Annotated in this window: 20 protein-coding genes; 16 read left to right on the top strand and 4 right to left on the bottom strand. The window is 51.6% G+C overall.

What is annotated here, in order from left to right:
- The first annotated feature begins 8 nt into the window (after nucleotides 1-8).
- The 15 genes from tsf to RIC05_RS18140 all read left to right on the top strand — a co-directional run bounded on the left by tsf (nucleotide 9) and on the right by RIC05_RS18140 (nucleotide 13,996).
- Entirely contained in the window at nucleotides 9-932 is a 924-nt protein-coding gene (tsf, locus tag RIC05_RS18210; RefSeq protein WP_350044213.1) for a translation elongation factor Ts, read from the top strand.
- A gap of 165 nt (nucleotides 933-1,097) precedes the next feature.
- Complete coding sequence (gene pyrH, locus RIC05_RS18205) at nucleotides 1,098-1,829, top strand: UMP kinase (protein WP_350045979.1); 732 nt, start codon at nucleotides 1,098-1,100, stop codon at nucleotides 1,827-1,829.
- Nucleotides 1,830-1,831: 2 nt separating this feature from the next.
- Nucleotides 1,832-2,395, top strand: a complete 564-nt coding sequence (frr, locus tag RIC05_RS18200) for a ribosome recycling factor (protein WP_350044215.1) — start codon at nucleotides 1,832-1,834, stop codon at nucleotides 2,393-2,395.
- Nucleotides 2,396-2,397: 2 nt separating this feature from the next.
- Complete coding sequence (locus tag RIC05_RS18195) at nucleotides 2,398-3,138, top strand: isoprenyl transferase (protein WP_350045978.1); 741 nt, start codon at nucleotides 2,398-2,400, stop codon at nucleotides 3,136-3,138.
- Nucleotides 3,125-3,943, top strand: coding sequence for a phosphatidate cytidylyltransferase (locus RIC05_RS18190; RefSeq protein ID WP_350044217.1), 819 nt, complete (start codon nucleotides 3,125-3,127; stop codon nucleotides 3,941-3,943). The genes RIC05_RS18195 and RIC05_RS18190 overlap by 14 nt, the downstream gene beginning before the upstream one ends.
- A gap of 38 nt (nucleotides 3,944-3,981) precedes the next feature.
- Entirely contained in the window at nucleotides 3,982-5,142 is a 1,161-nt protein-coding gene (locus RIC05_RS18185) for a 1-deoxy-D-xylulose-5-phosphate reductoisomerase (protein WP_350045977.1), read from the top strand.
- A 38-nt stretch (nucleotides 5,143-5,180) separates the two neighbouring features.
- The gene (gene rseP, locus RIC05_RS18180; RefSeq protein ID WP_350045976.1) at nucleotides 5,181-6,284 is read left to right on the top strand and encodes an RIP metalloprotease RseP; all 1,104 of its coding nucleotides are present in this window, start codon (nucleotides 5,181-5,183) and stop codon (nucleotides 6,282-6,284) included.
- Nucleotides 6,285-6,310: 26 nt separating this feature from the next.
- The gene (gene bamA, locus RIC05_RS18175; protein WP_502989557.1) at nucleotides 6,311-8,611 is read left to right on the top strand and encodes an outer membrane protein assembly factor BamA; all 2,301 of its coding nucleotides are present in this window, start codon (nucleotides 6,311-6,313) and stop codon (nucleotides 8,609-8,611) included.
- Nucleotides 8,612-9,193 carry an OmpH/Skp family outer membrane protein gene (locus tag RIC05_RS18170; RefSeq protein ID WP_350045974.1) on the top strand — a complete coding sequence of 194 codons (582 nt, stop codon included), beginning with the start codon at nucleotides 8,612-8,614 and terminating at the stop codon, nucleotides 9,191-9,193. It abuts the gene before it with no gap.
- Nucleotides 9,193-10,212: a UDP-3-O-(3-hydroxymyristoyl)glucosamine N-acyltransferase gene (lpxD, locus tag RIC05_RS18165; RefSeq protein ID WP_350045973.1), complete on the top strand. Its 1,020-nt coding sequence runs from the start codon at nucleotides 9,193-9,195 to the stop codon at nucleotides 10,210-10,212. Before RIC05_RS18170 ends, lpxD begins: the two co-directional genes overlap by 1 nt.
- 11 nt (nucleotides 10,213-10,223) lie before the next feature.
- Nucleotides 10,224-10,673 carry a 3-hydroxyacyl-ACP dehydratase FabZ gene (gene fabZ / locus RIC05_RS18160; protein WP_350043935.1) on the top strand — a complete coding sequence of 150 codons (450 nt, stop codon included), beginning with the start codon at nucleotides 10,224-10,226 and terminating at the stop codon, nucleotides 10,671-10,673.
- A gap of 2 nt (nucleotides 10,674-10,675) precedes the next feature.
- Nucleotides 10,676-11,479, top strand: coding sequence for an acyl-ACP--UDP-N-acetylglucosamine O-acyltransferase (lpxA, locus tag RIC05_RS18155; protein ID WP_350043936.1), 804 nt, complete (start codon nucleotides 10,676-10,678; stop codon nucleotides 11,477-11,479).
- Nucleotides 11,460-12,317: an LpxI family protein gene (locus RIC05_RS18150; RefSeq protein ID WP_350045972.1), complete on the top strand. Its 858-nt coding sequence runs from the start codon at nucleotides 11,460-11,462 to the stop codon at nucleotides 12,315-12,317. The genes lpxA and RIC05_RS18150 overlap by 20 nt, the downstream gene beginning before the upstream one ends.
- The gene (gene lpxB / locus RIC05_RS18145; protein WP_350045971.1) at nucleotides 12,314-13,480 is read left to right on the top strand and encodes a lipid-A-disaccharide synthase; all 1,167 of its coding nucleotides are present in this window, start codon (nucleotides 12,314-12,316) and stop codon (nucleotides 13,478-13,480) included. Before RIC05_RS18150 ends, lpxB begins: the two co-directional genes overlap by 4 nt.
- A 75-nt stretch (nucleotides 13,481-13,555) precedes the next feature.
- Nucleotides 13,556-13,996, top strand: coding sequence for a VOC family protein (locus RIC05_RS18140; RefSeq protein ID WP_350043939.1), 441 nt, complete (start codon nucleotides 13,556-13,558; stop codon nucleotides 13,994-13,996).
- Between the two features lie 91 nt (nucleotides 13,997-14,087).
- Here the strand turns inward: RIC05_RS18140 and RIC05_RS18135 are convergent, their stop codons facing one another.
- Entirely contained in the window at nucleotides 14,088-15,395 is a 1,308-nt protein-coding gene (locus RIC05_RS18135; RefSeq protein WP_350045970.1) for a citrate synthase, read from the bottom strand.
- Between the two features lie 111 nt (nucleotides 15,396-15,506).
- Entirely contained in the window at nucleotides 15,507-16,913 is a 1,407-nt protein-coding gene (gene gltX / locus RIC05_RS18130; RefSeq protein WP_350045969.1) for a glutamate--tRNA ligase, read from the bottom strand.
- A 234-nt stretch (nucleotides 16,914-17,147) separates the two neighbouring features.
- Here gltX and RIC05_RS18125 point away from each other — a divergent pair, with 234 nt between their 5' ends.
- On the top strand, nucleotides 17,148-19,196 hold the full coding sequence (locus RIC05_RS18125) for a ComEC/Rec2 family competence protein (RefSeq protein WP_350045968.1): 2,049 nt from the start codon (nucleotides 17,148-17,150) through the stop codon (nucleotides 19,194-19,196).
- Between the two features lie 102 nt (nucleotides 19,197-19,298).
- Here the strand turns inward: RIC05_RS18125 and lexA are convergent, their stop codons facing one another.
- Together lexA and moaC are read right to left on the bottom strand one after the other, a co-directional pair.
- Nucleotides 19,299-20,006 (bottom strand): transcriptional repressor LexA, encoded by a 708-nt coding sequence (lexA, locus tag RIC05_RS18120; protein ID WP_350045967.1) that lies wholly within the window; start codon nucleotides 20,004-20,006, stop codon nucleotides 19,299-19,301.
- 161 nt (nucleotides 20,007-20,167) lie between these two features.
- The gene (moaC, locus tag RIC05_RS18115; RefSeq protein ID WP_350045966.1) at nucleotides 20,168-20,647 is read right to left on the bottom strand and encodes a cyclic pyranopterin monophosphate synthase MoaC; all 480 of its coding nucleotides are present in this window, start codon (nucleotides 20,645-20,647) and stop codon (nucleotides 20,168-20,170) included.
- Nucleotides 20,648-20,657 lie beyond the last annotated feature (10 nt).

The following is a 20,657-nucleotide window of genomic DNA, read 5'->3' as shown; positions in this document are numbered from 1 at the left end:
CTTAAAAAATGGCTATTACCGCTGCTCTCGTGAAAGAGCTTCGCGAAACCACCGGCGCTGGCATGATGGATTGCAAAAAGGCGCTGTCTGAAACCGATGGTAATGTTGATGCAGCTGTTGACTGGCTGCGTACCAAAGGTCTGGCAAATGCTGCCAAGAAAGCAGGCCGTGTTGCTGCTGAAGGTCTGGTTGCTGTTGCTGTTAACGGCACCAAAGGTGCCGTTGTCGAGCTGAACGCTGAAACCGATTTCGTTTCGCGTAATGAAGACTTCCAGAAATTCGTTCGTGAAATTGCAGTTCAGGCTGTTGCTGTAAACGGCGACGTCGATGCTCTTAAAGCTGCGGCTTTCCCGGATACGTCACGTAACGTCGAAGAACAGGTCACGCACATGATCGCCAAAATCGGCGAAAATATGTCCCTGCGTCGTTCGACCGGTTTGTCGGTCGAAAAAGGTGTTGTTGCTTCTTACATCCACTCCGCTGTTGCGACCGATCTCGGTAAAATCGGCGTTCTGGTGGCTCTGGAATCCGAAGCAGACGCTGCTGTTCTTGACGGTCTTGGCAAACAGATCGCAATGCACATTGCAGCAACCAACCCGGCTTCGGCAACGGTTGATGATCTCGATCCGGAATTGGTCGAGCGTGAAAAAGCTGTTCTGACCGATCAGGCCAAAGAATCCGGCCGCCCGATTGAGATCATTGAAAAAATGATCGAAGGCCGTATCCGTAAATATTACGAGCAGGTTGTTCTGGTTGAACAGACCTTCGTTATTGACGGTGAAAACAAAGTCAAAACCGTGATCGAAAATACTGCCAAAGAAGCTGGCAAGCCGATCACCCTTAAAGGTTTTGTACGCTTCGAACTCGGTGAAGGCATCGAGAAAGAAGAAAAAGACTTTGCGGCAGAAGTTGCTGAGCAGCTGAGCAAATAAACATCTGTTCGGAATGGTGCTTTGATCACCATTTCGTGTATGATCCAGACCGGCGAGGTCGGCAGTGCAAGTCCGCCCTGTTACTCGCCGGTCTTTTTATATCTGAATTTTGCATTTCCCGTGTTTGGGCAATGCGCTACATCGGCATTTAAGAGGCATTAAGACATGGCAGAAAACGACCAACTGAAATTTCGCCGCGTCCTTCTTAAGCTCTCGGGTGAGGGGCTTTTGGGAAAACAGCAATATGGTATTGATCCTGAAACGGTTGACCGGATTGCCAGCGAAATCAAAGTCGTTCATGACATGGGTGCCGAAGTTTGCATGGTGATTGGCGGCGGGAACATCTTCCGTGGCGTCAAAGGTGCATCCCAGGGGATGGAACGCGCCACAGCCGACTATATGGGGATGTTGGCGACCATTATGAATGCGCTCGCGGTTCAAAACGCGCTTGAGCGTCACGGGATTCAAACCCGTGTGCAGTCTGCCATCCCGATGTCTTCTGTTTGCGAACCCTATATTCGCCGTCGTGCTGTACGCCACATGGAAAAAGGTCGCGTTGTGATCTTTGCGGCGGGGACGGGCAATCCGTTCTTTACCACGGATACGGCAGCTGCTTTGCGTGCGGTTGAAATGGGCTGTGATGCGTTGCTTAAGGGGACTCAGGTTGACGGCGTTTATACGGCCGATCCGAAAACCGACCCGACGGCGAAACGTTATGATTCCCTGACTTATATGGATGTTTTGTCCAAAGATTTGCGTGTTATGGATGCATCGGCTATTTCTTTGGCACGCGAAAATGATATTCCGGTTATTGTGTTTTCTTTGCATAATCCGGGTGCCTTTGCAGACGTTGTCTCTGCGAAGGGGACGTTTACGATTATTTCGAATGGAGACTGACCGTGTCTGACGTTGCTGGCCTAAAAAAGGACCTGTCCCGCCGTATGGAAGGGGCTGTAGAAGTGTTGCACAAGGAATTTACCGGTCTGCGTACCGGTCGCGCCAGTGTGAGCCTTCTTGAGCCGGTCATGGTTGAAGCTTATGGCGTTCCGACCCCGCTTAACCAGGTGGCATCAGTTAGTGTTCCTGAGGCACGTATGCTTTCGGTTCAGGTCTGGGATAAAACCATGGTCAAGTCGGTTGAAAAGGCCATCCGCGATGCGGGTCTTGGTCTGAACCCGGCGGCTGATGGAACCCTTGTTCGCGTGCCGATTCCGGCATTGAACGAAGAACGTCGCGCAGAACTGTCGAAAGTCGCTGGCAAATATGCCGAACAGGCTAAAATTTCCGTGCGCAACGTCCGCCGCGATGGCATGGACCAGTTGAAGAAATGGGAAAAAGACAGCGACATTTCGAAAGACGAAATGCATGACGAAGAAAAAGAGATCCAGAAGCTGACCGATAAGGTCATCGGCGAGATCGACGAGTCGCTGTCGCATAAAGAACAGGAAATCATGCAAGTCTGATTATGGCTGTGCTTTCTTCTCAATCTCACCCCTCAGAACCGCTAACTGTTCCGCGTCACGTTGCCATCATCATGGATGGCAACGGGCGCTGGGCACGTGGTCGTGGACGCCCGCGTACGATGGGACATCGTGCGGGCGTTGAGGCTGTGCGCCGTACGATCGAAGCATCTGTTGAACTTGGTATCGAATATCTCACGCTTTATGGGTTTTCGACGGAAAACTGGAAGCGTCCGGAAAGCGAAGTCAATGATTTGATGGGGCTTTTACGGTTGTTCTTAAAGCGTGAGCTGGCCAATTTGCATAAAAACGGCATAAAGATCCGGATTATTGGCGACCGTTCGCGGTTCGCCGATGACATCCGCGAACTTTTGAGCAAGGCCGAACAACAAACGTCTGAAAATACCCGTCTTAATCTGACGATTGCGCTGAGTTACGGGGCGCGCGCCGAAATCACCGATGCCATGCGCGAAATTGCGAAAAAGGTGGCATCTGGTGAACTTTCAGCAGACGCGGTGACGGAAGATTTGATCGAACAGAATTTGTCGACCGTGGGTATTCCTGATCCTGATCTTTTGATCAGAACCAGTGGAGAACAACGGATTAGCAACTTCTTGCTGTGGCAGTCGGCCTATACCGAGTTCGTCTTTGAGGATGTTCTGTGGCCTGATTTTGATCGTAGCCATCTGGAAAAAGCCATTGACAACTTTGCCGGACGGGAGCGGCGTTTTGGTGCAGTCATCTGAAGCCGAACGTCAAAAAGATAACAATTCCGGACTGATGCCGCGCGTTCTTTCTGCGCTGGTTATGACACCTGTCGCAATAGCAGCGGTCTGGTTCGGTTCACCCTATTTCGATATTCTTCTGTTTTTGTTTTCCGCTGGAATGATGTGGGAATGGTCGCGAATGTGCGCAGCAGGGCACTATAACGGTGTTTCTGTTGTTGCGGCTGTCGCACTTGGCGTTGCCATGCTGATGCAAGTGACCGGGCAGGAAGAATATATTGTCATGCCGATTGCCATTAGCGTGATCATTGCGGCAGCGCGCTCAGGACGAAACTGGCTGCTTGCAGGCTTCGGGGTGCTTTATGTCTCGCTGGCGGCATTGACGGCCTTGTGGCTTCGCAATCAGGATGGTGATGGTCTATTGATCATTATGTGGTTGTTCTTCCTTGTTTGGGCGACTGACACAGGTGGCTATGCCTTTGGCAAGGCGATTGGCGGACCCAAACTTGCACCACGTTTCAGCCCCAAGAAAACCTGGGCAGGGCTGGTTGGCGGGATGGCCTGCGCTGGCCTGATCGGCGGACTTGTGACTTATTTCAGTGCCGATGCTATAAACTGGACGATTGTTGTTGTGAGTATGGCTTTGGCAATCGTAGCCCAGATCGGTGATCTTGGTGAATCCGCGCTTAAACGTCATTTCAAGGTTAAAGACAGCAGCAACCTGATCCCGGGGCATGGCGGATTACTTGATCGCGCTGACGGGATGTTGTCGGTGTTTCCGATTGCATTTGTTATGATCTGTTTCGCTGGGCTGGCTCTGCGATAAGGCGGTCATGTAACCGACCGTTTGCACACAGGTGTTGAATGACTTTGAAGAAATCGGTCAGTGTTTTTGGTGTTACCGGGTCGATTGGGACCAGTACGGTCGATATTCTTAAAACCCACGCTGACAAATACAGCGTTGACGCCGTTACGGCACATAGCAATGTCGACGCGTTGGCGGCTATTGCCAAAGATGTCGGTGCGAAATGCGCCGTAATCGGTGATCCTGCGTATTTCAACCAGCTTCGCGACGCGTTGGCAGGCACGGACATTGAAGTCGGTGCGGGTGAAAGTGCGTTGATTGAGGCGGCTGAACGCCCGTCTGATATCGTCATCGCGGCAATTGTCGGGGCCGCGGGTTTAAAGCCGACATTGGCGGCCATTCGCCGTGGTGCACGTGTCGGGCTTGCCAATAAAGAAACGTTGGTGTGTGCCGGTGCGCTGATGACGGCCGAAGTCGTGAAGCATAATGCGACCCTTATCCCGGTTGATTCCGAACATAGTGCTATTTTTCAGGTTCTCGAAGATCGGGCAGAAGACCGGGTTGACCGGATATTGCTAACGGCTTCCGGCGGCCCATTTCGGGAATGGTCGTTGGCAGATATGATGTCTGTGACCCGTGTACAGGCATTGGCTCACCCGAATTGGGAAATGGGCGCAAAAATCTCAATCGATTCGGCGACGATGATGAATAAAGGCCTTGAGCTTATCGAAGCTTGGCATTTGTTTCCTGTATCCGAAGACCGCATTGAAATTGTTGTTCACCCACAATCAGTCGTGCACAGCATGGTTGAGTATTCCGATGGTTCTGTGCTGGCGCAGCTCGGCTCGCCCGATATGCGAACCCCCATTGCATATGCACTTTCATGGCCGGATCGGATCAGGGTTGATGTGAAGCGTCTTGATTTTGCCACGATCGGAAGCTTGAACTTCGAGAGTCCAGATACAAAACGCTTCCCGGCACTTCGGTTGGCACGAGAAGCCTTGCAGGAAGGTGGGACACTGCCTACTGTCCTGAACGGTGCGAATGAAGTCGCTGTCGACGCCTTTTTGAAAGATAAAATCGGCTTCCTTGATATTGCCGGGATTGTCGAAGAGGTTATGGGTAAGGTCGGCAGTGAGAAGCTGACGAATCTGGATCAGGTATTTGAAACAGATGCGCGGGTACGCCGTGAAACAGCTGCGATGATTGCAGCGGTTTGAGTTAAAATCTCCGGTCTGACCGGATAAGGGACGTCTTGATGGAAACCTTACTTGCCTTTCTTTTTGTGCTGTCTGTTCTCGTATTCGTTCATGAATATGGACACTATTGGGTTGCGATCAAAAACGGCGTCAAAGTCGAAGCATTTTCAATTGGTTTTGGACCTGAACTGTTTGGCTGGCAGGATAAAAAAGGCACCCGCTGGAAAGTTAGCCTGATCCCGCTTGGCGGCTATGTGAAGATGTTTGGCGACATGAACCCCGCCAGTGCCGGGCACCGTGATGACGTCGACGCGGAAGAAGCAAAATACGCATTCCATCACAAAGGGGTTGGCGCGCGAGCGGCGATTGTCTTTGCGGGTCCACTTGCAAACTTCATTTTTGCCATTGTGGTTTTTACCGTCTTGTTCGCAGCCGTCGGTCAACAGCGCGCATTGCCGGTTGTTGGCGAGGTGCTTGAAAACAGCCCGGCTGCTGCTGCTGGTCTTATGACCGATGACCGCATCACCGGGATTGATGGCCAAACCGTCGAATGGTTCTCTGAACTTTCTGAAATCGTTCGTGCACATCCGGCGGAAATGCTGGCACTATCCGTTTTGCGTGAAGGTGACACTCTTGCGCTTTCAGTCACGCCTGAGGCCGTTGAGGCCGAAGAGGGCGGTAGCACTCAAACATTTGGGCGCCTTGGCATAACAGCCGGCGCATTTGAAACCAGCCGTGATGGTGTGGTTGACTCCGTAAGGCGGGCGTTTGAAACATCCTACATGCTGACCAGTCAGACTTTCTCGGCAATTGGCGAAATGATCAGTGGCGACCGAGATAGTTCCGAGTTGGGTGGTCCGATCCGGATTGCGCAAATGTCGGGACAAGTTGCGGAAGGCGGATTGGGGCCGTTATTGTTCTTCATGGGCTATTTGTCCATCAGCTTGGGCTTGATCAATCTGATGCCTGTTCCGGTTCTTGATGGTGGCCATCTTGTGTTTTACGCGGTTGAGGCAGTTCGCGGTAAGCCATTGGGGGCAAAAGCACAAGAATATGGTTTCCGTATTGGCGCGGGTTTGGTATTCAGCTTAATAATTTTTGCAACGTGGAACGATTTGACGCAAATGGGTGTCTTTAGTTTCCTCAAAGGACTTGCTGGCTAATGCGAGACAGCAACAGGGGGGTTAACTTGCTGCGTAAGGTAAAAGCGGTTGCAGTTCTTGCAGCCTTGCTTGGCGGAATTGCGCCAACGATTGTTCCAGTGGCAGCATATGCCCAACAGAGTTCCGGGCTGATCCGTGACATACGGGTCGAAGGCAATAACCGCATTGAAAGTGGCACCGTCAACGCATATCTGACGGTGGCACCGGGCGATACTTACGACGCGCAAAAGGTCAACGAATCCCTCAAGGCATTGTTTTCCACCGGTTTGTTTGCCGACGTGTCCTTTTCCTTCAATCAAGGCGTATTGCAGGTCAATGTCGTCGAAAACCCGATCATCAACCGTATTGCGTTTGAGGGTAACCAACGTTTGAAGGACGATGCGCTGAGCACCGAGCTGCAGCTTCGTCCGCGCGTTGTTTATACCAGAACGAAAGTTCAGGCAGACGTTCAACGCGTGCTTGAGCTTTATCGCCGGAGCGGTCGTTTTGCCGCCACCGTTGATCCCAAAGTTATCCAGCTTGAACAAAACCGTGTCGATCTTGTTTTTGAGATTGATGAGGGTGAAGCGACCGGCATCCGCAAGATCAATTTCGTTGGGAATAAGGCCTTTGATGACGGCGAACTGTCAGAAGTTGTTCGCACCACCGAAAGTGCTTGGTGGAAGATCCTGACGTCAGATGACAATTACGATCCGGATCGCGTCACATTTGACCGCGAACTTCTGCGCCGGTTTTATCTTGCCGCTGGGTATGCAGATTTCCAGGTGCTTTCGTCCGTTGCTGAATTAACGCCGGATCGGTCTGACTTTTTCATCACCTACACCGTAAGTGAAGGAAAACGCTATCAGTTTGGCGATATCAAGGTTGTTTCTCAGATCGACAAGATTGATCCGGATGCCTTGATGCCTTTGATCGAAATCGAAACGGGTGAATGGTATAACGCAAATTTGGTGGATGATTCCGTTGAAGCCTTGACCACCAGCGTTGGCGATCAAGGGTACGCGTTTATCGATATTCGACCGAATGTGCAGCGTAATCGTGATGCAAGTACGATTGATTTGACCTTCACGATTGCCGAAGGGCCAAAGGTTTATGTTGAACGTATCAATGTCGTGGGCAACGTCCGGACACTTGATGATGTGATCCGTCGTGAGTTCCGTTTGGTTGAAGGGGATGCCTTTAGCAGCTCCAAGATGAAGCGATCCAAGCAGCGTATTGAAAACTTGAACTTCTTTAAGTCAGTCGACGTTAAAACGCTGCCAGGGCAATCGCCGGACCAAACCGTTATTGAAGTTGACGTTGAAGAAAAATCCACGGGTGAGTTTTCAATCGGTGCTGGCTACGGAACAGATGACGGTGCCTTTGGTCAACTTGGTATCCGTGAACGTAACCTGCTTGGCAAAGGCCAGGATCTTCGATTGAACTTCACGCTTGGGGCTTCAGATCAACAGATTGATCTGTCCTTTACCGAGCCATACTTCCTGGACCGTGAAATCGCCGCAGGGTATGATTTGTATCGTCGTGAAGAAGACAATCAGGATGAAAGTTCTTATGATGAAGAACAGACTGGTGGTCGTCTGCGCGCCGGGTTCAAGTATAGCGAAGAACTATCGCATTCCTTGCGCTACACGCTTGAGAAGAACAGTTATTCGAATATTGATGAGGACGATGCGTCACGCCTTTTGTTGGCTGAGGAGACAGAGTTTGTTGAATCAGCTATCGGTCATACGCTTACCTATGACAAGCGGGATAGTTCCATTTCACCAACCGAGGGGTATTTTACCCGCTTATCGAATGATTTGGCAGGTTTAGGCGGCGACGAGAGTTATTTGAGTACTCGGGTTGAAGGCGGTTATTATTATCCGCTGGACCGCGAACATGAGTGGGTCCTTTCGACACGCGGTACGACGGGTTATATCTTTGGGATCGGCGAGGATACCCGTATCTCCCAACGGTTCCTGGTTGGCGGTTCGAACCTTCGTGGTTTTGAAGCTGCTGGTGTTGGTCCGCGTGATATCGCAACTGGCGATGCGTTGGGTGGCAAAACGTTCTATACCGGCTCTGTACAAATGGACTTCCCGCTTGGGTTGCCATCAGAGTTTGCTTTGACGGGACGTGTATTCAGTGACTTTGGTTCGTCACAAGGTGTCGACGGTGCCCGTGCAGGTGAAATCTATGACACCGGATCTATACGTAGCTCTGTCGGTGTTGGCGTAGGTTGGGAGTCTCCGTTTGGCCCGATTGGTGTTGACCTGTCGCAGGCCATCTTGAAAGAAGATCACGATAAAGAGGAAGTGTTCCGACTAAACTTCGGAACCAGATTCTAAATGAGTATGATGAAGTCTATACGCAAGTTGATCGTTGCTTCTGCATTAGTCTGTGGTGTCGCAGTGATGCCGCAGGCCTATGCCCAAGATGCCCCGGATCCGGAAACTGTGGCATCCGTCATGATCGTTGATTATGCCGGAATTATGCGTGAAGCATCCGCAATGCAGGATGCCAAAAAACAGATCCGCGAACGTCAGGTCGCATATCAACAGGATATTGAAACCAGACAGCAAGGCTTGCGCGAAGAGGAAAAGAAACTCGCGCAGCAACGTACTTTGCTGGCAGCAGACGTGTTTCAGGAAAAACAAAAGGAATTTCAGCAAAAAGTTGCTGAATTCCAAAAGTTTGCCCAGGGTCGTAGCCGTGTTCTGGATCAGGCACTTGCCGAAGTACAAGCCGAGTTCACCAAATCGCTTAATGAAGTGATTGCGCAGCTTGCAGAAGAACGTCGGGCAACGCTGGTCCTTCATCAGGCACAGGTGATCATTTTTGCCAATGCTATGAACGTCACCAAGGAAGTTTTCGACCGGATCAACAAGAAAATTCCGACGGTCAAGGTTGAATTCAAGGAAGGCGCCTAATGGCCGATACGCGTTTCTTTAAGCGGAAAGGACCGTTCAGCGTCGCAGAAATTGCGAAGATGACGGGTGCTGATTTGCAAAATGCGCCCGATGAAACGCGGGTTTTTGAAGATGTATCGCCATTGCAGAATGCAGATGGCACGATCCTGAGCTTTTTTGACAATCGCAAATATATTGATGCCTTTATCAACAGCAAGGCAGGTGCGTGTTTCGTCCGCCCTGAATTTGCAGACCGCGCGCCGGGTGGCATGGTTCTTTTCACCACAGATGACCCTTATCGCGCATATGCCAAGGCAGCGACGGCCTTTTACCCGTTTGAAACGGGAAATGGGGCTGTTTCTGAGCATGCATCAATCGATCCAAGTGCGAAACTTGGCAAGGGTGTCCAGGTTGATGCTGGTGCTGTGATCGGTGCCAATTGTGAAATTGGTGATGGAACGATCATTGCGTCGAACGCGGTTATTGGTGAAGGCGTTGTGATCGGTGCAGGCTGTAAGGTCGGTGCCAACGCATCAATCAGCCATAGTCTGATTGGCAATCTGTGCCTGATCTATCCGGGGGCGCGTATCGGGCAGGATGGATTTGGGTTTGCCATGGGCCCGCAGGGACATGCAAAGGTCCCGCAGCTTGGTCGTGTTGTTATTGGCAACGATGTTGAAGTCGGGTCAAACAGCACAATTGACCGTGGGGCAGGGCCAGATACCGTTATTGGCAATGGTTGCCGTATCGACAATCTGGTGCAAATCGGCCATAACGTCGAACTTGGCATGGGCTGTGTTATTGTCTCGCAAGTCGGGATTTCCGGATCTACCAAACTTGGTAATTTTGTCGTTCTTGCTGGACAAGTGGGGGTTACAGGGCATCTGGAGATTGGTGACGGCGCCAAAGTCGCAGCCCAGTCAGGTGTGATGAAAAATATTGGACCGGGGCAAACTGTGGGCGGAAGCCCTGCTGTGCCGGTTATGGAATATCATAAACAGACGGTGGCCTTGTCCCGTCTGATACGAAAAAAGAAATAAGGGCTATACACATGACCGAACTGGTAAGTGTTGATATTCAGCGCATTCTCGAAATGATTCCGCATCGTTATCCGTTTTTGTTGATCGACAAAGTCGTTGATATTGCGACGGGTGAATCTGCGACCGGCATCAAAAATGTTACGATGAATGAGCCGCAATTTACCGGCCATTTCCCGCAGCAGCCAATCATGCCGGGCGTTCTGATCATTGAAAGTATGGCGCAGACTGCCGCGATTTTGGTTGTGCACACCTTGGGTGGCGACGCCGAAGGTAAACTGGTTTACTTCATGAGCATTGATAATGCCCGTTTCCGTAAACCGGTCGTCCCGGGTGATGTCATGCATATCCATGTGGTCAAAAAGCAAAGCCGCGGACCGGTCTGGAAGTTTGAAAGCCAAGTCAAAGTGGACGGCCAGGTTGTTGCCGAAGCCACGATTGCCGCGATGATCCGGGATAACTGATAATGTCAAAAGTGCATCCAACCGCCGTTGTCGAAGATGGCGCGCAGATTGGTCAGGATGTCGAAATCGGCCCCTACAGCGTTGTAGGGCCGAACGTTGTCTTGGGTGATCGTGTGAAACTGCACAGCCATGTTGCTGTTGCGGGCCACACGACGCTTGGCGACGAATGCGAAGTTTATCCCTTTGCCTCTGTTGGCCATGCGCCACAGGATCTGAAATTCAAGGGCGAAGAAAGCCGTTTGATTGTTGGTAAACGTACCAAGATCCGCGAAGGTGCCACCCTTAATCCCGGCACTGAAGGTGGCGGGATGGAAACAACCATTGGCGATGATTGCCTTTTGATGACCGGGGCCCATGTCGGCCATGATTGTCATGTCGGAAACCATTGTATTCTGGTCAATAATGGCACTTTGGCTGGGCACGTTCTGGTCGAGGATTTCGCGATTGTTGGCGGGTTGTCGGCCGTTCATCAGTTCGTGCGTATCGGCAAGCACGCCATGATTGGCGGCATGACCGGTGTGGAAAGTGATGTGATCCCGTACGGTTCAGTCATTGGCAACCGCGCATATCTGTCCGGGTTGAACATTGTTGGTCTGAAACGTCGTGGTTTTGATCGCGAAACCATTCATTCCCTGCGTAAGGCGTATCGCCTTTTATTCGCACAGGAAGGAACCCTTGCCGAACGCGTTGCAGAAGTCGCCAAAGATTTCGAAGACGTCGGACCGGTCATGGAAATTATCAATTTCCTCAAAGCGGAAAGCATGCGTTCCGTATGTACGCCAAGATATGACAGCTCCGCAGGATAATCCGCAGCCTAAATTGGGGATTATTGCTGGGGGTGGCCAACTTCCCGCCCGCTTGGCGTCTGCTGCGCAGATGGCGGGGCGGACTGTTTTCGTTGTAAAGCTTGATGGCCATGCCAACGATGCAGAACTTGACCAATATCCGCACATTGTCTTGCGACTGGGTGCTGCGGCCAAAATCCTTGATGCCATGAAGGCAAACGCATGTCAGGACGTGGTACTGGCAGGCAAAGTCGCCCGGCCAAGTTTTTCCGCCATGCGTCCAGATTGGCGGGCAGCCAAACTTCTGATGAAGGTTGGCATGAAAGCCCTTGGCGATGACGGTTTGCTGCGTCTGGTTGGCCAAGAGCTTGAACGCGAAGGGTTTCGGCTTGTCGGCGCGCACGATATCCTGACCGACCTGACCGTAACCGAAGGCGTTTTGGGGGCCATCACACCCGACGATCAAGCAATGAGCGATGCCAAGCACGGTCTTCGTGTGGCGAGGATCCTCGGTCAAGCCGATGTCGGGCAGGGCTGTGTCGTTCAGCAAGGACTTGTTCTTGCACTTGAGGCGATTGAAGGGACCGATGAAATGGTCCGCCGTTCGGCCCTTTATCGCCGAGACGGCGTTGGCGGTGTTTTGGTCAAATCCTCCAAACCGCAGCAAGACAAGCGTCTTGATTTGCCTGCGATTGGTTTAACAACCATCGAAGAAGCCCACAAAGCCGGTTTGCGCGGTATCGCTTTATTGGCCGGGGGTACAATGATCATTGACCGTAAGGCTGTTATAGCCCGGTCTGATGCGCTTGGCATGTTTTTGGTCGGGTTGCCTGATCAGGACGAAGGCCGCCTGTCATGACGTCTGAAAACGTGCCTGATGGCCCGAAAATCATGCTGGTTGCCGGCGAAGCATCGGGAGATCAGCTTGGCGGACGCCTGATGGCGGCGATTAAGGTACAGGAACCTAACGCGCAGTTCATCGGTGTTGGCGGCCCGCGCATGGAGCGTGAAGGCCTAAAAAGCCTGTTTCCGATGAACGAAATGTCGGTGATGGGCCTGACCGAAGTCATTCCCCACATCCCGCATTTGTTAAAGCGCATTTCCCAAACCGCTGATTTTGCAAAGAAGCAAAAACCAGATGCCGTCGTTACGATTGATGCGCCTGATTTCAGCTTTCGGGTTGGCAAGAAGCTTAAAGGGAAGGGGATCCCTCTGATCCATTACGTCGCGCCATCCGTTTGGGCATGGCGTGAAGGGCGGGCAAAGAAAATCGCCGGTTTTCTGGATCACCTTCTGGCGTTGTTGCCGTTTGAGCCGCCATATTTCGAAAAAGAAGGCCTTCCAACCACCTTTATTGGCCACTCAGCCGTCGAAGAACGCAATGACGGGGACGGACAAAGGTTTCGTGCCCAACATGGCCTGGGCGACGATAAAAAGCTTCTGGCGGTATTGCCCGGAAGCCGAAACTCAGAAGTCAAACGCTTGTTGCCGGTGTTTCGTCAGGTGATTGACGCCCTTGCGGCAAAATATCCCGATGCCCGCATTGTTGTCCCGACTGTGAGTAAAGTTGCTGATACGGTAGCTACAGCAATGAAAGACTGGCCGTTGGATCCTATCGTGGTTGCTACGGATCAGGAACGTCACGATGCCTTTGCGGCAGCGAACTGTGCCTTGGCCGCATCGGGGACTGTATCGCTGGAACTTGCAATCGCAGGTGTCCCGCACGTGATTGCCTATCAGGTCAATGCCGTGACAGGCTGGATTGCCAAACGTCTGATCAAGATTGATACGGTCACGATTGTTAATCTGGTTCTGGGACGAAAACTGATCCCGGAATTCTTGCAGGAAAACTGTCAGGCAAAAAATATTATCCCGGTTCTTGATGGATTGCTTGGCGATGAACCTGCACGGGCTGAGCAGGAAGCCGGGTTTGACGAAGCATGTACAATGCTTGGCTTTGGTGATCGTGCACCAAGTGAAAAAGCCGCTGAACAAATTTTAAAGATCATCACCAAAAAATAACCGTCAACGGGTGGTGTTAAGTCCGGAATGCATTTAGTTTCAGCTCATTGATCAATTCATGACGGAGACAGTGTTATGCGCTATCTGCACACGATGGTTCGTGTCGAAAACGTTGATGAGTCGCTGAAATTCTATTGCGACTTGCTTGGCATGTCAGAAACACGCCGCATCGAGAGCGAGCAGGGCCGCTTTACCCTGATTTATCTTGCACCAGCAGAAGATGTTGAAAGTGCCAAATCGACCAAGGCGCCGGAACTTGAACTGACCTATAACTGGGATCCGGAAAGCTATGACGGTGGCCGTAACTTTGGCCACCTGGCATATGAAGTCGATAATATCTATGCGACCTGTCAGAAGCTGATGGATGCCGGTGTCACCATCAATCGTCCGCCGCGTGATGGACGCATGGCATTCGTGCGTTCACCTGACGGGATCTCCATCGAGTTCCTGCAAAAGGGTGCCAACCTTCCATCTGCCGAACCATGGGCAAGCATGGAAAATACCGGCAGCTGGTAACAGGTTACTGCTTCAGAATTCAGATACGAGAAAGGCCCGGAAAATTCCGGGCCTTTCTTTTTATTCAGATCGTTTAGTGCCGCGTGACAAATTAACGTTTGTCGACCGGAACGAATGAACGTTCTGCGACGCCGGTAAACAGCTGACGCGGACGGCCGATTTTCTGCGACGGATCTTCGATCATTTCTTTCCACTGGGCGATCCAGCCGACGGTACGTGCAACGGCGAACAGCACGGTAAACATGCTGACCGGGATGCCCATCGCCTTGAAGATGATGCCCGAATAGAAATCGACGTTCGGATAGAGTTTCTTCTCGATGAAGTACTCGTCTTCACGTGCAATGCGTTCAAGTTCCTGCGCAACGTCAAGCAGGGGATCGCTGACATTCAGTTCTTTAAGAACTTCGTGGCAGGTTTCCTGCATCACTTTGGCGCGCGGATCGTAGTTTTTGTAAACGCGATGACCAAAGCCCATCAGACGGAACGGATCGTTCTTGTCTTTTGCTTTTGCAACGAATTCCGGAATGTTTTTCACATCGCCGATTTCATTGAGCATGTTCAGAACGGCTTCGTTTGCGCCACCATGTGCCGGACCCCAAAGGGATGCGATACCAGCAGCAATACACGCAAACGGATTTGCACCCGAAGAACCGGCAAGACGAACGGTAGAGGTCGATGCGTTCTGTTCGTGGTCAGCATGCAGGATCAAGATGCGGTCCATTGCCTTGGCCAGAACCGGATTGACAACATAATCTTCGCACGGGTTGCCAAACATCATCTGCAGGAAGTTTTCTGCATAACCGAGTTTGTTGTTTGGATAGCGGAACGGCTGACCGATCGAATATTTGTATGCCATAGCAGCGATGGTCGGCATTTTGGCGATCAGGCGATAAGCCGAAATCAGGCGCTGCTGCGGATCGTTGATGTCTGTGCTGTCATGATAGAAAGCGGACATTGCACCAACGACACCGCACATGATGGCCATCGGATGCGCGTCACGGCGGAAACCGTTATAGAAATTGCGCATCTGCTCATGAACCATGGTGTGCAGAGTAATGTCGTTTTCAAATTTGGCTTTATCAGCTGCATTTGGCAGCTCGCCGTAAATCAGCAGGTAGCAAACTTCGAGGAAGTCTGAACTTTCTGCAAGATCGTCAATAGCATAACCACGGTGACGCAGGATGCCCACATCGCCATCAATATAGGTCAGCTCGGACTGGCAGGAGCCGGTCGACGTAAAGCCCGGATCATATGTGAAGAATCCAGTTTCAGCATAAAGCTTGCGAATGTCGATGACAGACGGGCCTACGCTACCTTCAAGCACCGGCATCTCGATCGACTTGCCAGTGGCATTGTCGGTCAATGTAAAGGTGTGGGAGGTCTTGGAATTCTGAGCCATGACTTATTTTTCCTTCCCTGTTTGAACGAACACGGTTTCAAGTTGGGTGCAGCATAATGCTGCGGCGCATCAAGCGCAAACAGACTATTAGCTTTTCATTATTCGCTGTTGTTATGCATCGAAATGTCGAATGCGTTTCAGCGTTTGGTCTTTGCCAAGCACGATCATTACTTCGAAGATGCCTGGTGAAGAATTGGAGCCGGTAAGCACCGCCCGCAAGGGCTGCGCAACTTTTCCGAGTTTCAGATCAAGTTTCTCGGCAGTCGCACGAACACTTGCGTCAACGTTCTCTTCGGTCCAGCTATCAAGCGCTTCGAGACTGTTGGCCAGTTCTGCGAACAGACCTTCAGGTGCGCTATCAATCAGGGACTGAGCTTTCTCGTTAACGGACGTTACGCCATCGGTAACATAGAAAGCCGAAGATTCGGCGAGCTCGATAAGTGTCTTGGCCCTTTCTTTAAGGCCTGCCATGCCATTGATCAAGATTTCTTTTTGCGCTGCATCAATTGCATCGCTTCCAATCAGGGCCGCAACCCGTTGGGAAATCTCGTCTACAAGCCTTTTATCATCAGCCTGACGCATATAGATGCCGTTCAGGTTTGTCAGCTTTGCAAAGTCAAAACGTGCCGCACCTTTGCCGACATCCTTGATGTCAAACCATTCAATTGCCTGATCCTGAGAGATGATTTCATCATCGCCATGACCCCAGCCCAAGCGCAGCAGATAGTTGTTCACGGCTTCTGGAAGGAAACCCATCTCGTCGCGATAGGAATCAACCCCCAGCGCCCCATGGCGTTTGGACAGCTTTGCGCCGTCCGGACCATGGATCAATGGAATATGGGCAAAGGTCGGGACGTCCCAACCCATTGCGTCATAAAGTGCCTTTTGACGAAACGCATTGGTCAGGTGGTCATCACCGCGAATAACGTTGGTAACGCCCATGTCATGGTCATCGACAACAACCGACAGCATATAGGTCGGGGTGCCGTCGCCACGCAGAATGACGTAATCGTCAAGCTGTTCGTTGCCAACGCGGACTTCGCCCTGAACCTGATCATTGATCACGCCGTCACCTTCCTGTGGCGCTTTTAGGCGCACAACAGGCTTAACCCCTTCGGGGGCTTCGGCGGCATCGCGATCACGCCATGTGCCGTCATATTTCATCGGGCGACCCTCTGCGCGGGCTTTTTCGCGCATGGTCTGAAGTTCTTCTTGCGAGCAATAGCAATAATAGGCCTTGCCAGCATCAAGCAGCTGTTGGGCAACCTCGGCATGGCGGTCGCGACGGGCGAACTGGAAAGTCGGTTCTTCGTCAGCGGTCAGGCCAAGCCAGTTCAACCCGTCAAAAATGGCCTCGACAGCCTCAGGCGTTGAACGTTCGCGATCAGTATCTTCGATGCGCAGCAGAAACTTGCCGCCAGTATGTTTGGCATAAAGCCAGTTATAAAGGGCGGTGCGTGCGCCGCCGATATGCAAAAACCCGGTCGGAGACGGGGCAAAACGGGTAACAACCGTCATTCAATCTATCCGTTATTTGGATGTTGTCGCTTGTCGTAATGACTTTTGGCGTGCAGGCTATAGCACAAATGACACGCTGTTGCACCACAGCCGATGTTAGATAGAAACTAAGTGACGGGCGGGCTATTGGACATTCGTCGTACAGTTTTCAGTGAAATTTATAAAAAACAAATGCTTACGAGTGTTTTCTCGCAAGTGACATTTGTTGTTACAAGCCAAAGAAATAAGTGGTTCTTGTCATCAGTCCTCTTCTTTGGGTTGGGCTGTGCGCTGTTCTTTTTGCTTCCTGCGCGTGTATCGGTCAGTCAAGCTGCCCCTGCTTTGATTCTTTTGATCTGCGGGTTTTGGATTTCGCGTCGGGTTGCGATGCTGGCATTCGCGTTGCAGTTGGCCGCAAGCATGATGGCGGGGGTCCTGTCCGGGGCCATTCATACTGAATTGGGCCCGAAAAACATTCCGGTCAAAACGCTTTATTCAACTGAAATCTCCGGCACGATTATCGGACTTGAACCACGGGGTAAGCGTATTCGTGCAACACTGCAGCCAAGTGCGATCACCGGATTAGAAGACGATCAGATTGATTGGAATATCCGGCTCAGTTTTCTGGGTGACAGCGATTTGGCCATCGGTGATCGGGTGACGGTCAAGGCACGTCTCTTTCCGCTTAAGCCGCCATCTGTGCCCGGTGATCCTGATTTTGCCCGCAATCTGTATTTTAGCGGTATCGGGGCAACCGGTTTTGTCTTTGGTCGCCAGTTTGATGTTCAGCGTGGTGATAAATATATTTACATCAACGATATATGGCAAGTTATTAAAGCGCTGCGTCAGTCTGTGTCTGCCACGATCAGTGATCATATCAGCACGCCAGAGGCCGGTATTGCCAAGGCACTGATTATTGGTGAGCGCGGAGAAGTTGAATTCGAGATCGCAGAGGATTTGCGCAAATCGGGTCTTGCGCATCTTTTGGCAATTTCCGGCCTGCATATGGGGTTGCTATGTGGAACGGTGTTTTTCCTGATCCGGTTTGGCTTGGCGGCAATACCGACTATTGCTTTGAAATATCCGATCAAGAAATGGTCGGCGATGGCCGCGATGTTTGCGGGCCTCATTTACCTTGGCCTTTCAGGTGCGACCATTCCAACCCAGCGGGCATTTGTGATGTTGCTTGTGGTCTGGGTGGCATTGCTTTTGGATCGACGCGCAATATCGCTGCGTCTGGTCGGGGTCGCGGCCATTGTTGTTTTGTTGCTGCGCCCGGATGCTGTTTTGGGGGCAAGCTTTCAGCTGTCTTTTGCCGCCGTCGGGGCGTTGGTGGCGTTTTATGATGGGCCCGGTCGAACATGGCTTGATCGACAAGGGATGCGTCCTTGGTATGAACGGGCGATGTTTTACCTTGGCGGGTTACTGATCACGGGCTTGATCGTAACGGCGGTGACAGCACCGATCATTGGCTTTCATTTCGGGCGGATTTCCATGTTGGGGATCATCGCCAATCTGGTTGCCATACCTGTCATGGCATTTTGGGTCATGCCACTGATTGTTGCATCACTTGCCCTGATGCCATTTGGTCTTGCGGGGTTATCTCTTGTCGCAATGGCACCGGGCTTGACGGTTTTGTTGAAAACCGCGTCGTTGATTGCCGATCAGGACTGGGGGCTTTGGTATGTGTCTGGACTGGATGGGATCGCGGTCGGGGGGCTTTTATGCGTTATCGCATGGTGCCTTATCTGGCGGGACAGATGGGCAATGGTGCCAATCGTTCCTGTTCTGATCGCTGTGATGCTCATTCAGCTTAATCACCAAAATGCAGATATGTTGGTTGCAGGGGACCGGGAAAGTTGGGCCGTGTTTGATGATCATACCGGAACCTTGCATGTCTCAAACGGGTTGAGCGGCTTTCAAAAATCAATCTGGATGGGCCGTTTTGGCATTCGCCCCGAAGAAATGGACGATCAGGTGTTGGCCTGTAAAGATGACCCATGTTTTTTGAGTGTCGGGCAGGGAAACGATGCAAAGACGATCGTCATTGCTAGCCAACTTGATAACCCGTTCTACGCTTGCCGCAATGCCGATATCGTCGCCAATTTGCAGGCAGATCTGCCGACAAAATTGTGCGAAACGTCTGGTGCCAAAGTCTTGATTGATGATGACGTTTTATGGTGGCAGGGCGGCGTTGCCCTTAGGGTGGGGGGCCTGAAAGAAGATAGTTCTTTCTTCCAGACCGTCCGTTCCGATGCAGGTGGCTGGCCCTGGATTGTGATTGGCGGTAAGGCCGGGCGTTAATCACACGCCAGCACAACGAAAAATCGCCCGGGCATGTGGCACCGGGCGATTGGTCTTTGATTTGTTTTGATCTTGGTATCTGAACCGGTGTTCGTATCAGTATCAGTATTGGCGCAGCAGCCCAACCAAACGCCCCTGAATGCGAACACGATCAGGTGACAGCGAGCGCGTTTCATAGCGTGCATTTGCCGGTTCAAGCATCACTTCCCCACGACCACGTTTCAGGCGCTTCAGAGTAGCTTCACTGTCGTCAACAAGGGCAACGACGATGGTGCCATCATGGGCCTGTTCACAGCGTTGGATCAGAACCGTGTCGCCATCAAGAATTCCGGCATCGATCATGGAATCACCGGATACTTCCAATGCATAGTGATCACCCGCACCAAGCAGGGCCGCAGGCACCTGAACCATTGTGCTTTGATCACGCAGGGCTTCAATCGGTGTACCTGCTGCAATTCGACCATAAAGCGGCAAAGAGATTGCTTCATTGGCGTCTGAAAAGGCAGTTGGCACGGTGGTTGGCCGATGCGGTGCTTTGCGGGCACTGGCAATGGATGTCACATTGTTTGGTTTTTCCGGCACGTCATCATCACTGTTTTCAGGCAGGCGGATGACTTCAAGTGCGCGGGCACGGTGGGCGAGGCGGCGGATAAAGCCACGTTCTTCAAGCCCGGTAATAAGACGGTGAATGCCTGATTTTGATTTCAGGGCCAGGGCTTCTTTCATTTCATCGAAAGAAGGCGAGATACCGTGAGCGCGAAGGTAATTGTCAATATAGACCAGCAACTCATATTGCTTGCGCGTCAGCATGATATTTCCCGAACCTGTAACAAGAACAAAAAGGATACATAAATGTTCTACTTTAGTTCTTTTCGCAGGTCAAGCATGTCAATATGACCTTTCAGAAAAACTGATCAATCATCCTGATTATTCAAAAAAGGTGAATAATCGCCAGGTCAGGGAAGGCAGGATCAGTCCGCGACAAAGGTCCCCGACTTGCCGCCTTCTTTGCGTGTCACGCGCAGATCGGTAATCCTCATACTTTTATCAACGGCCTTGCACATATCAAATACGGTCAATGCTGCAACAGAGGCCGCTGTGAGTGCCTCCATCTCGACCCCGGTTTTGCCGGTGGTTTTGCAGGTTGCGGTGATATCAACCGCATTCACGCCATCGACCAGTTCAAGATCAACTGTCACCGATGTCAGGGGCAGGGGGTGACATAACGGGATCAGATCGGGGGTCTTTTTCGCCCCCATAATTCCGGCAAGCTGGGCAATGCCAAGAACATCGCCCTTTTTATGGCCGCGCTTTGCAATCAGTGTCGCTGTTTCACCGGACATCAAAACACGGGCCTTGGCAACGGCAATGCGTGTTGTATCGGCCTTGGCCGAGATATCGACCATGACGGCGTTACCGCCAGCGTCAATATGCGAAAGCTTGTCTGCCATTACTCTGTCT

Origin of the sequence: Thalassospira sp., assembly GCF_040218635.1 — a bacterium.
Classification (GTDB): Bacteria; Pseudomonadota; Alphaproteobacteria; order Rhodospirillales; family Thalassospiraceae; genus Thalassospira.
This window is presented reverse-complemented; position numbering and strand designations above follow the sequence as displayed.

Excerpts from the sequence above, each read along its gene's own strand:
- tsf (WP_350044213.1), top strand. The coding sequence starts at position 9 with ATGGCTATTACCGCTGCTCTCGTGAAAGAGCTTCGCGAAACCACCGGC.
- pyrH (WP_350045979.1), top strand. The coding sequence starts at position 1,098 with ATGGCAGAAAACGACCAACTGAAATTTCGCCGCGTCCTTCTTAAGCTC.
- RIC05_RS18195 (WP_350045978.1), top strand. The coding sequence starts at position 2,398 with ATGGCTGTGCTTTCTTCTCAATCTCACCCCTCAGAACCGCTAACTGTT.
- RIC05_RS18185 (WP_350045977.1), top strand. The coding sequence starts at position 3,982 with ATGACTTTGAAGAAATCGGTCAGTGTTTTTGGTGTTACCGGGTCGATT.
- rseP (WP_350045976.1), top strand. The coding sequence starts at position 5,181 with ATGGAAACCTTACTTGCCTTTCTTTTTGTGCTGTCTGTTCTCGTATTC.
- RIC05_RS18170 (WP_350045974.1), top strand. The coding sequence starts at position 8,612 with ATGAGTATGATGAAGTCTATACGCAAGTTGATCGTTGCTTCTGCATTA.
- lpxD (WP_350045973.1), top strand. The coding sequence starts at position 9,193 with ATGGCCGATACGCGTTTCTTTAAGCGGAAAGGACCGTTCAGCGTCGCA.
- fabZ (WP_350043935.1), top strand. The coding sequence starts at position 10,224 with ATGACCGAACTGGTAAGTGTTGATATTCAGCGCATTCTCGAAATGATT.
- lpxA (WP_350043936.1), top strand. The coding sequence starts at position 10,676 with ATGTCAAAAGTGCATCCAACCGCCGTTGTCGAAGATGGCGCGCAGATT.
- RIC05_RS18150 (WP_350045972.1), top strand. The coding sequence starts at position 11,460 with ATGACAGCTCCGCAGGATAATCCGCAGCCTAAATTGGGGATTATTGCT.
- lpxB (WP_350045971.1), top strand. The coding sequence starts at position 12,314 with ATGACGTCTGAAAACGTGCCTGATGGCCCGAAAATCATGCTGGTTGCC.
- RIC05_RS18140 (WP_350043939.1), top strand. The coding sequence starts at position 13,556 with ATGCGCTATCTGCACACGATGGTTCGTGTCGAAAACGTTGATGAGTCG.
- RIC05_RS18135 (WP_350045970.1), bottom strand. The coding sequence starts at position 15,395 with ATGGCTCAGAATTCCAAGACCTCCCACACCTTTACATTGACCGACAAT.
- gltX (WP_350045969.1), bottom strand. The coding sequence starts at position 16,913 with ATGACGGTTGTTACCCGTTTTGCCCCGTCTCCGACCGGGTTTTTGCAT.
- lexA (WP_350045967.1), bottom strand. The coding sequence starts at position 20,006 with ATGCTGACGCGCAAGCAATATGAGTTGCTGGTCTATATTGACAATTAC.
- moaC (WP_350045966.1), bottom strand. The coding sequence starts at position 20,647 with ATGGCAGACAAGCTTTCGCATATTGACGCTGGCGGTAACGCCGTCATG.